Consider the following 12,630-nt stretch of genomic DNA (forward strand, 5'->3'; position numbering starts at 1 on the left):
GCCGCCGTTTCCTTGTTGCGCCGATGCCGTGGGATCAGCGGATTTGCAGCAGGCTCTCGTCCCACTTGGCGTGCTTTTCGTAGCCCAGCAGGTTGGCCACGGTGGCGGCGATGCTGGAGAGACCGGCGCTTTCCGTCTGCTTCAGGGCCAGCTTGCCGCCGCTGACGTTGTCGTAAAGGATCAGCGGCACCGGGTTGAGGGTGTGGGCGGTCTTGGCCTTGAAGGAGCCGTCCGCATTGAGCTGGGGCTGCTTGGTCTTCTTGTCCAGCTCGAACATCTCGTCGGCGTTGCCGTGGTCGGCGGTGATCAGGGCCACCCCGCCCATGGCGTCGATCACCGGCAGGATGCGCTCCAGGGCCAGGTCCACCGCCTCGACGGAGAGGGTGGCGGCGCGGAAGTTGCCGGTGTGGCCCACCATGTCGCCGTTGGCGAAGTTGCAGCGCAGGGTCTTGTACTGGCCGCTCTTCAGGGCGGCGATCATTGCGTCGGCGATCTCGGCGGATTTCATCCAGGGCCGCTGCTCGAAGGGCACCACGTCGCTGGGCACTTCCTGGTAGGTCTCGCCCTCGAACTTGCCGGAGCGGTTGCCGTTCCAGAAGTAGGTGACGTGGCCGAATTTCTGGGTTTCGGAGCAGGCGAACTGGGTCACGCCGCTCTTGGCGAACCACTCGCCCATGGTGTCCTTGATGGCCGGCGGGGCCACCAGAAAGCGCTTGGGCAGCTGCAGGTCGCCGTCGTACTGCAGCATGCCGGCGTAGATGACCTTGGGCATGCGGATGCGGTCGAACTTGTCGAAATCCGCTTCCTCGAAGGCCCGGGTGATTTCGATGGCCCGGTCGCCGCGGAAGTTGTAGAAGACCACGGCGTCGCCGTCCTCGATGGTGCCGACGGGTTGGCCATTGGCGCCGATGACGAAAGGCGGCAGGTCCTGGTCGATGGTGCCGGGATGGCGCTGGCGCAGGGCCTTGACCGCTTCCGCGGTGCTGGCGAACTGCTCGCCCTGGCCCAGCACGTGGGTCTTCCAGCCGGCTTCCACCAGGGCCCAGTTGGCCTCGTAGCGGTCCATGGTGATGACCTGGCGGCCGCCGCCGGAGGCGATGCGGGCATCGAAGGATGGATCGGAAATCTCCGCCAGGAAAGCCTCGAAGGGCTCCACGTATTCCAGGGCGCTGGTCTCGGGCACGTCGCGGCCGTCCAGCAGGGCGTGGATGCGCACCGTCTTGACGCCTTCGGCCTTGGCCTGGACCACCATGGCCTTGAGGTGGTCGATGTGGCTGTGCACGTTGCCGTCGGAGAAGAGGCCGATGAAGTGCAGCACACCACGACCGGCCTTGGCCCCGGCGACGATCTCCTGCCAGGCCTGGCCCTGCCAGATGCTGCCGTCGGCGATGGCGCCCGCCACCAGGGCGGCGCCCTGGGCGTACACCTGGCCGGCGCCGATGGCGTTGTGGCCCACTTCGGAATTGCCCATGTCGTCGTCCGACGGCATGCCGACGGCGGTGCCGTGGGCCTTCAGGCGGATGTTCGGGCAAGTGGCGAAGAGCTTGTCCAGGGTCGGCTTCCTGGCGGCGGCGATGGCGCTGCCGACGTCGGTCTTGGGCAGGCCGTAGCCGTCCATGACGATGATGACCACGGGACCGGGCACGCCGGGGAAGGAGGAGAGCTTTTGCAGCATGGGGAAATCCTGGCAGAGCGATTCGGGAAAGGTCGGCAAGGCTGCGGCCCCGCCGAGGGCGCCCGTCAAAAAGCGGCAAGATGCGCCGCCGCGGCGCCGGGCGAAGTATCCTAGCCGGGAACCCATCAGTCAATCCGAGGAGCAGACATGGCAGTTCAGCAGACGGCAGCAGGCAGCACGGGTTTGGCCCTCAATCTGGCGCTCCAGGGCGGCGGCGCCCACGGCGCCTACAGTTGGGGCGTGCTCGACTGCCTGCTGGCGGACGGGCGCTACGGCTTCGACGGCATCAGCGGCACCAGCGCTGGTGCCATGAACGCCCTGGTGCTGGCCGACGGCCTGATGAAGGGCGGCCCCCAGTGGGCCCGCCTGGCCCTGGAAGAGTTCTGGCAGGCCATCGCCGACAGCGTGCCCCTGGATCTCTCCATGCCGGTGCAGGGCGGCGAGGGCCTGGCCCTGATGCCGGCCACCCGCATGATGCTCAACTGGACCCAGTACCTTTCGCCCTACCAGTTGAATCCCCTCAACTTCAATCCCCTGCGCCAGCTGCTCAAGGAGCGGGTGGATTTCGAGGGCCTGCGCCGGCACAGCCCGGTGCGCCTGTTCCTCGCCGCCACCAACGCCAACACCGGCAAGCTGCGCCTGTTCCGCAACGCCGAACTGAGCGTGGATGCAGCCCTGGCCTCGGCCTGCCTGCCCATGATCCACCACGCCGTGGAGATCGACGGCGAGCCCTACTGGGACGGCGGCTATTCTGCCAACCCGGCGGTGTTCCCCCTGTTCTACGAATGCGACAGCCCGGAAATCCTGCTGGTGCTGCTGGCGCCGCCCACCTACGGCGAGGTGCCGACCACGGTGGAGGAAATCCGCGCCCGGGCCATGGAGCTGGCCTTCAATACCAGCGTGCTGCGGGAAATGCTGCTCTTCGCCAACGTCATCGACTTCTCCGAGCGCCTGGGCCTGGAGGCGGGGGGGCTGGAAAAACGCATCCTGCAGACCCATTTCCATCTCATCGAGGCGGCCGACCTGCTGCACCAGTTCGGCTCCGAAACCAAGGTGGCGGCCGACTGGCCCTTCCTGCTAAAGCTCCACGACCTGGGCTACGCCGCCGCCGAAGACTGGCTCCGGGCCCACAGCGGCGACATCGGGGTACGCAACTCCTTCGATTTGGCCCGGCGCTTCCGCCTCTAGGCTTGCCTATGCCTATGCCGGTGCCGGGGCGGCAAGGCTAGAATAGGGGCCGTCAGCCGTTCATGTCCCCATCCTTTCCGCGAGACGCCATGTTCAAAAAAGATATCGACCTGATCCGCACCCTTCACGCACGCTACGGCCTGCAAGGCCCATTGCTGGATGCCGGGGGGCTGATCGCTCCCAGCATCGCCGACTACGATATCTCCATGGCCAAGGCCCTGGCCCTGGATCTGGACCTGGACGGCCACAAGTGGTCCATCAAGGTGCCCCACCCGGTGCAGAACGACCGCTATGTGCGGATCGAGCGTCCCTGGACCTTCATCGATCCGGCCTATGTCATCGCCAACCCGGAGTACGGGGACCCCTACATCGAGCAACTGCCGGAAAAATATGCGGACACCTTCAACACCGTGATCATGGTGTCGGTGTTCGAGCATGTGGAGAATCCCTACAAGGTTTCCGACGCCCTCTACAAGATCGTCAAGAAGGGCGGCTACCTGATCAATTCGGCGCCCTTCCTCTTTCCCTACCATCCCAGTCCGGAAGACAACTTCCGCTATTCGCCCGCCGCCCTGCGCCGCATTCATGAATCCAGTGGCTTCACCTGGGTGGAGGGGGATTTCCATATCAACCTCTCCGCCAAGGAAGGTATCGGCGATACCAATCCCCAGAACTACGGCGCTCCCCAGGGCATCATGGCCTGCTACGCGGTGTGCCGGAAGGATTGACCCACCTTGTGCCCAAGGGCCCGATGCTTGCCGGCATCGGGCCGTTTTTCTTTGAGGAGCCTGCCCCATGACAGCTGATCGCACCGATGCTTCCCCGGCGGCCCGCCACCAGCGCTGGTGCCAGCGCCGCCTGGCCGAACTGGATGCGCCGCAAGGCTGGCCCGGCCTGATCGGCCTCATCTGGCTGGAACCCGGCGACAACGCCGTGGGTGCCGGCGCCGACTGCCTGGTGCGCCTGCCCGACGGTCCGGAGCGCCTGGGCTTGTTGCGCTGGCAGGGCACCAGCATCACCTGGGAGCCCGCCGGCGGCGGGGTCCAGGCCCTGCAGACCGACGCCCAGGGGGAGCCGACGCCGGTGCGCAGCGGCGCCTACCAGTTTTTCATCATCGAGCGGGAAGGCCGTCTGGCGGTGCGCCTGCCGGATCTGGAGTGGCAGGCGAAGCGGCCCTTCGCCGGGCTGGAGTGCCTGCCCTATGCGCCGGCCTGGTCCATCGAGGCCGCCTGGGAAACCCTGGCCGAGCCCGTGACCATGGAAGTGCCGACGGTGACCGGCGAACTGAAGGCGGTGACGGTGCGGCACCGGGCGGTGTTCGACCACGCCGGGCAGACGGTGGCCCTGCTGCCCATGGAAACGGGGGAGGAGGGCGTCTTCTTCGTTTTCCGCGATGCCGGCAGCGGCCGCCTGACCTACGGCGCCGGCCGTTTCCTGCGCTGCCCGCCGCCTCAGGACGGCAAGGTGCTGCTGGACTTCAACCGGGCCTACAACCCGCCCTGCGCCTTTACCCCCTTCGCCACCTGCCCCCTGCCGCCGCCGGAGAACTGGCTGGGCTTTGCCGTCGAGGCCGGCGAACTGAAATACCGGGGCGGCCACTGAGGCTCCCGTGCCCATCCTGCTTGGAGAGAAAAAGATGCGTGTCGCCGTTCCCCTGTCCCAGGCCTACAAGCTGCTCAACCACGGCCCCGTGACCCTGGTCAGCAGCGCCCACCAGGGGTATCGCAACGTCATGGCAGCCTCCTGGGCCATGCCCCTGGATTTTTCGCCGCCCAAGGTGGCGGTGGTGATCGACAAGGGCGCCCATACCCGGGGCCTGGTGGAAGGCTCCGGTGAATTCGTGCTGGGCATTCCCGGCAAGGCTCTGGCCGGGGCGGTGGTGGCCGTGGGTTCTTGCAGCGGCCGCGACGGGGACAAGTTTGCGCGCCTGGGGCTGGCCACGGCGCCGGCGGAAAAGGTGGGGGCGCCCCTGGTGGAGGGCTGTGCCGCCTGGCTGGAATGCCAGGTACTGCCGGAAGCTCACAACCAGCAGGCCTACGACTTGTTCCTGGCCGAGGTGGTGGCGGCCTGGGCCGACGACCGGGCCTTCCGGGACGGCCGCTGGCTGTTCGCGGCGGAGGAACTGCGCACCCTGCATTACGTGGCGGGCGGGCAGTTCTTCCTCACCGGCGACAGCCTGGAGGTGCCGGCCTAAGGCCCGGCGCAGCCCCTGGGCGGCGCCGGGAGAAGGGAAGCGACGGGGCGAAGAGCCGCCGCTGGGGGCGGCTCCAGCTCAGTGCTGGTGGGGGATGCCGGCGGCTTCGAAGGCGTAGCTGCCTTCGGGCGGGGCGCAGTGGAAGCAGGGGGCGTGGGCGGTGTTGCCCAGGCCCAGGACCTGTTGGGCCAGGAGGCGGGCCACCTCGGGCTGGCCGGCGCAGGCCTCGCGGATGACGGATTCGATTTCCACCTCGGTTTGCTGCGACTGCACATGACTCAGTCGCTGCAGGAGGGAGGTCAGTTGTTGGCGTTCAATGGCGTTCATGGCTGGCTCCTCAGGCGATACGGCTTCGGGATGAGGTCGATTCTGCGCCTGTTGAATGTTGCAATGCAACAAGTTTAGGCCAGGCATTTGATCCAGGTTGATACAGTGTGTAACAGGAGCCGCAGCTACTGGCGGAAAAACTGCCGCGGCGACTGGCCGAAAGCCCGCTTGAACATGGCGGAGAAGGCGCTGGGGCTGGCGTAGCCCAGTTCCGCCGCCACCGCCCCCAGGCTGCGGCCCTGGGCCACCAGGGCGGCGGCCCGGGACAGGCGCAGCTGCTGGCGCCAGGCGCCGAAGGGCATGGCCAGCTCCTTCTGGAAGAGGCGGGCCAGGGTGCGGCTGCTGGCGCCGACCCGGGCGGCCCAGGCCTCCAGGCTGAGGTCCGCCGCGGGCTGGTCGAGCAGGGCCTGGCAGAGAGCCATCAGGCGCCGGTCCCGGGGCAGGGGCAGGCCCAGGGAGAGGGGCTTGGCCTGGCGCATCTCCTCCACCAGCAGGGCCGTCATCAGGCCGCGCCGGGGGTCGGCGGGGGCAGGGCTGGCGGCCAGGGCCTCGCTCAGGGCCCGCATGACGTCGGAGATTTCCACCACCCGGCAGGAATCCAGGGGCAAGGGGGCCGCCGCCGCATCCACGTAGAGGGTGCGCAGTTCCACCTGGCCCAGCATGACCACGGTGTGGGCCACCTGGGGCGGAATCCAGATGGCCCGCAGGGGCGGCACGATCCAGGCCATGTCGGCGGTGGCCAGGCGGATGGTGCCGGCGATGGGGTAGGCCAGCTGGGCCCAGTCGTGGCTGTGCCAGGGGATTTCCACGTCGGCCGGCGCCTTGCGCAGGTTCACCGTGACCGGCTCGGCGGCGCTGGGGGGCCGGCGGGGCCAGGGATCGTAGGGCAGGTGCGGCTGGGCGGCAGGCATGGGCGTCTTCCGGAGGGAGCGGGTTGGCGCTGGGGACCGGGCCAGCGCTGGCCCGGGGCGGTACGGTCAGCGGTACGGTCAGCGGTACGGTCAGCGGTACGGTCAGCGGTACGGTCAGCGGTACGGTCAGCGGTACGGTCAGCGGTACGGTCAGCGGTACGGTCAGCGGTACGGTACGGCTGGCAGGATTGCGACAATTATTGTCCGTCTGCCGTGTTTCTGCCATGGGCCGGGAGGGTTAGGATGCCAGTCTGTTTTCCATCATCAGGAGCCGGGCCCATGGGTACCGATAGCAATGCCGCCGTGGCATCCCCCAAACCTGTGGCGCTCGCTGCCGCCGTGACCGATACGACTGCCGCCTCTGCCGGTGCTGAAGCAGGCGAGGCCGCCGGGCTGCAGCGCCGGCGCGAATACGCCACCATCAGCGTGGTGGGTTTTGCCCACGGCGTCTCCCATTTCTTCCATCTCCTGCTGGCGCCCCTCTTTCCCTGGCTGATGCAGGAGTTCGGCCTCAGCTTCACCCAGGTGGGGGCTACCATGACCCTCTTTTTCGTCGTTTCCGGCATCGGCCAGGCCCTGGCCGGCTTCGCCGTGGACCGGCTGGGGGCGCGGCGGGTGCTGTTCTTCGGCGTCTCCTGCCTGGCGGCCGCCGGCGTGGCTTTGGCCCTGGCCCACAGCTATGCCGGCCTGTTTCTGGCTGCCGGCCTGGCGGGGCTGGGCAATGCGGTGTTCCATCCGGCGGACTTCACCCTGCTCAACCGCCATGTTTCCGCGGCCCGCCTGGGCCATGCCTTCTCCATCCACGGCCTCTCCGGCAACCTGGGCTGGGCGGCGGCGCCGACCTTCCTCACCGGCATCGCGGCCCTGGCCGGCTGGCGCGGCGCCGCCCTGGGCGCCGGCGCGGTGGCCCTGCTGGCCCTCGGCCTGCTGGTCTGCTTCCGCCATCTGCTGGCCGATCCGCCCCATGGTGCAAGCCGGCACGACGGGGCTCCCGGCTCCCCCTTCGCCTTCCTTGGCTGCGGCCCGGTGTGGCTGTGTTTTGGCTTCTTCCTGTTCACCACCACCGCCTTCGGCGCCTTCCAGAATTTCGGCTCGCCGGTGCTGCAGCAGGTTTATGGTCTTTCCGTGGGCCTGGCGGCCAGCGCCATCACCGCCTTCCTCCTGGGCGGAGCCGGCGGCATGGCCCTGGGCGGCTTTCTCGCCGGCAAGGCCATGGCCCACGACCGGCGCATCGCCCTGATCCTGTCCACGGCGGCCCTGCTGGCCCTGCTGCTGGCCAGCGGCGTCGTGCCTGGTGCCCTGGTGCCGCTGCTGATGGCCTGCATCGGCTTCTGCAACGGCCTGGCCGGCCCTTCCCGGGACCTGCTGGTGCGCCGGGCGGCGGCGGCCCGTTTCGGCCAGCAGGCTTTCGGCCGGGTCTACGGTTTCGTCTATTCGGGGCTGGATACGGGGCTGGCCCTGTCGCCCCTGCTGTTCGGGCCCATGCTCGATGCGGGCCATTTCGCCAGCGTGCTGGTGGGGGTGGCTATCCTTCAGTCCATCGCCGTGCTGACGGCCCTGGGGGTGGGGCGGCGCCAGGTTTGAAAAGGCCGAAAATCCGGGCCACAGAGAGCACAGAGACCAGCGGGAGGTGGCGGGAGGTGGCGGGAGGTGGCGGGCTGCCGGGTGACTGGCCAGGCCCGGTTCAGGGACCTGGCCGGAAAGGCAAGAGGGACGGCTATTTCGGGGTAGTGCAGGCGGAGATGAGCGTGGATATTGCCTCTCCGCCCTGCCTGTTTTTCGGGATCAGGCGTCCAGGGTCACCAGGGTCTGGCGGCCCCACCAGGAGGCGCCGGGGGCCACCACCACCGGCTTGCCCACGGCCACGGCCTCGACGCACAGCATGTGGCGGAAACCGTTGGCCGGCATGTCCTTGAGACTGGCGCAGCGGTGTTCCCAGGGGTTCCACACCACCACGTCGGGAAAGCCCTCGCTGGCGATGGCCAGGGCCTGGCGTCCGTCCTTCAGCAGCAGGGGGCGGGGCACGTCCAGATAGACCTGATCCACCTCGTCATCCACCATCAGTTCCGGGCCGGTCTCGACCTTGGTCTCCTGGCTGCCGGGAAGCTGGCGGCGGCTGCCGTGGAGGCCGGTGAGGGTGACGTTCTCCACTTCCTTGACGCGCAGATAGGTGTGCAGGCCGCCGGTGAATTCCAGGGGTTCGCTGCCCGGATTCTCCACTTCCAGTTCGATGTCCAGGCGGTCGCGGGTCAAGGCCACGGTCAGCTCGGCGCGGAAGTCGTGGGGCCACAGGGCCCGGCTGGCGTCGTCGGCCGTGAGGCTGTAGACGGCGCAGGCGAAGCCGCCTTCTTCCGCTTCCGGCTGTTCGCGCCACTCTTCCAGGGTCCAGGTGGCGGTGCGGGCGAAACCGTGCTTGGGCAGGGGGCCGCGCTCGGCGAATTGGGGAAAGATGACCGGCACGCCGCCACGGATGGGGACGCTGCCGCCGAAGTCGGCCTGGGGGCTGAGATAGAGGCGCTCGCCGCCGCCGGCGGGGACCCAGGACAGGGCCTGGGCGCCGAAGGCGCTGATGACGGCGGTGCTGCCGTCGGGCAGGGTGAGGCGGACGGCGTCGAGGCCGTGGAAGGTGGTGTTGCCGAGTTTCTGGGATGCCGACATGGGGAGCGCTGGGAGAAAGGGCGGGGCGCTATTGTAGCCGGGCGGCGGCGGCTCCGCCCGGCGGCCTGTAGCGGGACACCGGGCGCGGCTGCTGGCGGCGCCCGGTGCGGTGTTTCAGGCGCCCTTGCGGCGGGCGGCGCTGCGGGGCTTGCTGCCGTTGTCTTCGTTCGCGGCACTTTCCTCGGCCAGGCCGGCCTCGATCTGGGTGGCCGCCTGGGCGGCGGTGTGGGAGGCATTGGCGGCCAGGTGACCCAGGGTGTGGTCCAGCTGGGTGACGCTCTGCTGGAACAGGTTCACCGCCGGCAGGATTTCCGCCGGCAGGCCCTTGCCGGCCTTTTCGATGCTGTGGGCGACGAAGGCGCTGAGGCCGTGGCTGTGGCCTTCGAAGAAGCGGATGGCCTCTTCCTGCAGGGCCATCAGGGCGCCCAGGCCTTCCTGGGTCAGGGCCAGGGAGTGGCGGTGCAGGGTGTCGCCGGTCTTGCCGGCGTCCAGGCGGGGCAGGGCGCCATCGTCCGCCTGCAGGGATTCGAGCAGGTCCTGGCGGGCGGCGCTGCAGATGTCCAGGGAGCGGTGGCCGGAATCGAGCAGCAGGCCGGCGATGCTGGAAAAGGCGTTGAGGGAACCCTGGTGCAGGGCGGCGGTGGCGGGTTGCAGGTCGTACATGGCGGCTGTCTCCTGGGTGGGGGGCTTCCTTTTTTAGCACCCCCACATGACAGCGGCGTGACCGCCGGGCCTAGGTCGTGGCCGCTACTTCGGCGTGGCGGAAACAGTCGGTAGTGTGGTCGTTCACCATGCCCGTGGCCTGCATGAAGGCGTAGCAGATGGTGGAGCCGACGAACTTGAAACCGCGCTTGGCCAGGGCCTTGCTCATGGCGTCCGATTCGGCGGTGCGGGTCGGCGCCTCGGCGATGCTGGCCCAGCGGTTCTGCCGCGGCGCGCCACCGACGAACTGCCACAGGTAGGCGGCGGCATCGCCTTCTTCCTCGCACAGCTGCAGCCAGGCCCGGGCGTTCTGGATGAAGGCGGCCACCTTGAGCCGGTTGCGCACGATGCCCGGGTCCGCCAGCAGGCTGGCCACCTTGGCCTCGTCGTAGGTCGCCATGCGGTGGGGATCGAACTGGTCGAAGGCGAGGCGGTAGGTTTCCCGCTTTTTCAGGACGGTGATCCAGGAGAGACCGGCCTGGGCCCCTTCCAGCAGGAGGAATTCGAAGAGCCGGGCGGGGTCCCGCAGGGGCACGCCCCACTCGGTGTCGTGGTAATGCTGGTAGAGCGGGTCATCGCTGACCCAGGCGCAGCGGCAGGGCATGGTCGGCTCCTCGGAATGAGCCGGCAGTGTAACGCCCCGACCTGGGGAAAACACCGGGGCGGGGCACTTTTTCGCCCCGGGAAGGTTCATACTCTTGAAAACGGCGGGTGGCACTCCCATGTGGGAGATGAAGACGCGGAAAGGATGAATGGCCGCCCTTCGTTTTAACACGAGAGGACCCGATCATGGACACGTTCTACAGCAGCGACGAGTATTCGGTTCTGGCCTACCCGGCCCAGTACGGTTTCGAGTTGGTAGACAAGACCGGGAACCGCTCCCTGTTCATTCAGGGCGTGCGGGCGGAGCAGTTCCACCGGGCCATCCGGGAAGTGGTGGGCGAAGGGACGGACACGGAAACCGTGGACGACTTTCTCGCCGACTATTGCGCCGGTGCCGCCCAGCCCATCGTGTTCCAGTAGACCGGAACAGTCCTGAATGAAAAACGGCGGACCCGCGGGTCCGCCGTTTTTTTTTCCGTAGCCGGGGGGCTCAGCCCTTCAGGTCGGGGAAGTCTTCCTCGAAGAATTCCCACTCGCCCTTTTCGTTGGCATTGCGGCGCTTGGCCTCGTTGGCCCGCAGTTCGACGCGCCGGATCTTGCCGGAGATGGTCTTGGGCAGGTCGGAGAACTCCAGGCGGCGGATGCGCTTGTAGGGAGCCAGGTTGGCGCGCAGGAAGGCGAAGATGTCCTTGGCCAGTTCCTTGGACGGCTTCTCGCCGTTGCGCAGGATGACGTAGGCCTTGGGCACGGCCAGACGTACCGGATCGGGGGAGGGCACCACCGCCGCCTCGGCCACGGCCGGGTGCTCGATCAGCACGGATTCCAACTCGAAGGGGGAGATGCGGTAGTCGGAGGCCTTGAACACGTCGTCCGCCCGGCCCACGTAGGTGATGTAGCCGTCCTCGTCCTTGGTGGCCACGTCGCCGGTGTGATAGACCCCGTCGCGCATCACTTCGGCGGTCTTCTCGGCGTCGCCGGAGTAGCCCACCATCAGGCCCAGGGGGCGCGGGTTGAGCTTGAGGGAAATCTCGCCCTCGGCGGCCTCGTTGCCTTCGCTATCCACCAGCACCACCTGGTAGCCCGGCAGGGGGCGGCCCATGGAGCCGGGCTTGAGGGGCTGGCCCGGGGTGTTGCCGATCTCGGCGGTGGTTTCGGTCTGGCCGAAACCGTCGCGGATGGTGATGTTCCAGGCGTTCTGCAGCTGCTCGATGATTTCCGGGTTGAGGGGTTCGCCGGCACCGATCAGTTCGCGGATCTTCAGGCGGCCCTTATAGGCGGCCAGGTCTTCCTGGATCATCATGCGCCACACGGTGGGGGGAGCGCACATGGTGGTGACCTGGTACTTCTCCAGCACATTGAGCATGGACTTGGCGGAGAAGCGGCTGTAGTTGTAGAGGAAGATGCAGGCGCCGGCATTCCAGGGGGCGAAGAAGCAGCTCCAGGCGTGCTTGGCCCAGCCCGGCGAGGAAATGTTGAGGTGGATGTCGCCGGGCTGCAGGCCGATCCAGTACATGGTGGACAGGTGGCCCACCGGGTAGCTCTGGTGGGTGTGCAGCACCAGCTTGGGCTTGGAGGTGGTGCCGGAGGTGAAATAAAGCAGCAGGGGGTCGGAAACCTTGGTGGCGGCATCCGGGGTGTACTCGGCGGAGGTGGTGTGGCTGTCCTTGAAGGACTTCCAGCCGGCGGGTTCGCCGCCGACGCAGATGCGGGTGTAGTCGCCTGCCAGGTCGGTGAACTTGTCGGTGTGGGCCGCGCCGATGATGACGTGCTTGACCTGGCCCCGGTCCAGGCGGTCGCGCAGGTCTTCGGGGGTGAGCAGGGTGGTGGCGGGAATCAGCACGGCGCCCAGCTTGATACAGCCGAGCATGGTTTCCCACAGGGGCACTTCGTTGCCCAGCATCATCAGGATGCGGTCGCCCCGCTTGACGCCCTGGGCCTTGAGCCAGTTGGCCACCTGGTTGGAACGGGCGGACATCTGGGCGAAGGAAATCTTGTGCTCGGTGCCGTCTTCCTCGACGATCCACAGGGCGGGCTTGTCGTTGCCCTTGGCCATGACATCGAAGTGGTCCAGGGCCCAGTTGAACTCGGTCAGCTGGGGCCACTGGAAGCCGTTGTAGGCGGTGGTGTAGTCGGTGCGGTGGGCCAGCAGGAAGTCGCGGGCCTTGAGAAAGGCTTCAGTAGCAGACAACTTGTTCTCCTCTGTTTTGTCGTTCAGTGTGAAAAGGCAACGCCGGATTGCTCCGGTACAACCCGCGTCAGAACAGGGAGAACGGACCGGCCTGTGTGGTCAGGTGGTCCTGAGATCGAGAAGCGGCCGACGACGGCCCGACTCCCCCCTGCCCGGATCGCGTAACGCGTTTTATATTGTTTAT

The 12,630-nt window shown here is 67.7% G+C and carries 13 protein-coding genes; 6 read left to right on the top strand and 7 right to left on the bottom strand.

Annotated features, from left to right (window positions below):
* Nucleotides 1-34: 34 nt before the first annotated feature.
* Complete coding sequence (gpmI, locus tag OEL49_RS05350) at nucleotides 35-1,675, bottom strand: 2,3-bisphosphoglycerate-independent phosphoglycerate mutase (RefSeq protein ID WP_287874158.1); 1,641 nt, start codon at nucleotides 1,673-1,675, stop codon at nucleotides 35-37.
* Between the two features lie 147 nt (nucleotides 1,676-1,822).
* Here gpmI and OEL49_RS05355 point away from each other — a divergent pair, with 147 nt between their 5' ends.
* From OEL49_RS05355 to OEL49_RS05370, 4 genes are all read left to right on the top strand, one after another.
* Nucleotides 1,823-2,863 (top strand): patatin-like phospholipase family protein, encoded by a 1,041-nt coding sequence (locus tag OEL49_RS05355; protein WP_287874159.1) that lies wholly within the window; start codon nucleotides 1,823-1,825, stop codon nucleotides 2,861-2,863.
* Nucleotides 2,864-2,952: 89 nt separating this feature from the next.
* The gene (locus OEL49_RS05360) at nucleotides 2,953-3,591 is read left to right on the top strand and encodes a methyltransferase domain-containing protein (RefSeq protein WP_014237237.1); all 639 of its coding nucleotides are present in this window, start codon (nucleotides 2,953-2,955) and stop codon (nucleotides 3,589-3,591) included.
* 67 nt (nucleotides 3,592-3,658) lie between these two features.
* On the top strand, nucleotides 3,659-4,465 hold the full coding sequence (locus OEL49_RS05365; RefSeq protein ID WP_287874160.1) for a DUF1684 domain-containing protein: 807 nt from the start codon (nucleotides 3,659-3,661) through the stop codon (nucleotides 4,463-4,465).
* Nucleotides 4,466-4,499: 34 nt separating this feature from the next.
* Nucleotides 4,500-5,057, top strand: coding sequence for a flavin reductase family protein (locus tag OEL49_RS05370; RefSeq protein WP_287874161.1), 558 nt, complete (start codon nucleotides 4,500-4,502; stop codon nucleotides 5,055-5,057).
* A gap of 78 nt (nucleotides 5,058-5,135) precedes the next feature.
* On the opposite strand, the gene OEL49_RS05375 is transcribed toward OEL49_RS05370, so the two are convergent.
* Nucleotides 5,136-5,384: a hypothetical protein gene (locus tag OEL49_RS05375; RefSeq protein WP_014237240.1), complete on the bottom strand. Its 249-nt coding sequence runs from the start codon at nucleotides 5,382-5,384 to the stop codon at nucleotides 5,136-5,138.
* A gap of 125 nt (nucleotides 5,385-5,509) precedes the next feature.
* On the bottom strand, nucleotides 5,510-6,295 hold the full coding sequence (locus OEL49_RS05380; protein WP_287874162.1) for an AraC family transcriptional regulator: 786 nt from the start codon (nucleotides 6,293-6,295) through the stop codon (nucleotides 5,510-5,512).
* A gap of 279 nt (nucleotides 6,296-6,574) precedes the next feature.
* On the opposite strand from OEL49_RS05380, the gene OEL49_RS05385 reads away from it, so the two are divergent.
* A complete protein-coding gene (locus OEL49_RS05385) occupies nucleotides 6,575-7,879 on the top strand; it encodes an MFS transporter (RefSeq protein WP_287874163.1) in 1,305 nt (434 codons plus the stop codon).
* A 201-nt stretch (nucleotides 7,880-8,080) separates the two neighbouring features.
* Here the strand turns inward: OEL49_RS05385 and OEL49_RS05390 are convergent, their stop codons facing one another.
* The 3 genes from OEL49_RS05390 to OEL49_RS05400 form a co-directional block, all read right to left on the bottom strand.
* The gene (locus OEL49_RS05390; protein WP_287874164.1) at nucleotides 8,081-8,953 is read right to left on the bottom strand and encodes a D-hexose-6-phosphate mutarotase; all 873 of its coding nucleotides are present in this window, start codon (nucleotides 8,951-8,953) and stop codon (nucleotides 8,081-8,083) included.
* Between the two features lie 114 nt (nucleotides 8,954-9,067).
* Nucleotides 9,068-9,616: a hypothetical protein gene (locus tag OEL49_RS05395; RefSeq protein WP_287874165.1), complete on the bottom strand. Its 549-nt coding sequence runs from the start codon at nucleotides 9,614-9,616 to the stop codon at nucleotides 9,068-9,070.
* Between the two features lie 70 nt (nucleotides 9,617-9,686).
* Complete coding sequence (locus OEL49_RS05400; protein WP_287874166.1) at nucleotides 9,687-10,259, bottom strand: DNA-3-methyladenine glycosylase I; 573 nt, start codon at nucleotides 10,257-10,259, stop codon at nucleotides 9,687-9,689.
* A 185-nt stretch (nucleotides 10,260-10,444) separates the two neighbouring features.
* On the opposite strand from OEL49_RS05400, the gene OEL49_RS05405 reads away from it, so the two are divergent.
* Nucleotides 10,445-10,678, top strand: coding sequence for a DUF3567 family protein (locus OEL49_RS05405; protein WP_014237246.1), 234 nt, complete (start codon nucleotides 10,445-10,447; stop codon nucleotides 10,676-10,678).
* Between the two features lie 70 nt (nucleotides 10,679-10,748).
* Here OEL49_RS05405 and OEL49_RS05410 read toward each other — a convergent pair whose 3' ends face one another.
* Nucleotides 10,749-12,446: an AMP-binding protein gene (locus tag OEL49_RS05410; RefSeq protein ID WP_130458317.1), complete on the bottom strand. Its 1,698-nt coding sequence runs from the start codon at nucleotides 12,444-12,446 to the stop codon at nucleotides 10,749-10,751.
* Between the last annotated feature and the right edge of the window lie 184 nt (nucleotides 12,447-12,630).

Origin of the sequence: Azospira sp., assembly GCF_030247495.1 — a bacterium.
GTDB lineage: Bacteria > Pseudomonadota > Gammaproteobacteria > Burkholderiales > Rhodocyclaceae > Azospira > Azospira oryzae.

Bases quoted from the DNA above. Each gene is read 5' to 3' on its own strand.
- gpmI (WP_287874158.1), bottom strand. From the start codon at position 1,675: ATGCTGCAAAAGCTCTCCTCCTTCCCCGGCGTGCCCGGTCCCGTGGTC.
- OEL49_RS05355 (WP_287874159.1), top strand. From the start codon at position 1,823: ATGGCAGTTCAGCAGACGGCAGCAGGCAGCACGGGTTTGGCCCTCAAT.
- OEL49_RS05360 (WP_014237237.1), top strand. From the start codon at position 2,953: ATGTTCAAAAAAGATATCGACCTGATCCGCACCCTTCACGCACGCTAC.
- OEL49_RS05365 (WP_287874160.1), top strand. From the start codon at position 3,659: ATGACAGCTGATCGCACCGATGCTTCCCCGGCGGCCCGCCACCAGCGC.
- OEL49_RS05370 (WP_287874161.1), top strand. From the start codon at position 4,500: ATGCGTGTCGCCGTTCCCCTGTCCCAGGCCTACAAGCTGCTCAACCAC.
- OEL49_RS05375 (WP_014237240.1), bottom strand. From the start codon at position 5,384: ATGAACGCCATTGAACGCCAACAACTGACCTCCCTCCTGCAGCGACTG.
- OEL49_RS05380 (WP_287874162.1), bottom strand. From the start codon at position 6,295: ATGCCTGCCGCCCAGCCGCACCTGCCCTACGATCCCTGGCCCCGCCGG.
- OEL49_RS05385 (WP_287874163.1), top strand. From the start codon at position 6,575: ATGGGTACCGATAGCAATGCCGCCGTGGCATCCCCCAAACCTGTGGCG.
- OEL49_RS05390 (WP_287874164.1), bottom strand. From the start codon at position 8,953: ATGTCGGCATCCCAGAAACTCGGCAACACCACCTTCCACGGCCTCGAC.
- OEL49_RS05395 (WP_287874165.1), bottom strand. From the start codon at position 9,616: ATGTACGACCTGCAACCCGCCACCGCCGCCCTGCACCAGGGTTCCCTC.
- OEL49_RS05400 (WP_287874166.1), bottom strand. From the start codon at position 10,259: ATGCCCTGCCGCTGCGCCTGGGTCAGCGATGACCCGCTCTACCAGCAT.
- OEL49_RS05405 (WP_014237246.1), top strand. From the start codon at position 10,445: ATGGACACGTTCTACAGCAGCGACGAGTATTCGGTTCTGGCCTACCCG.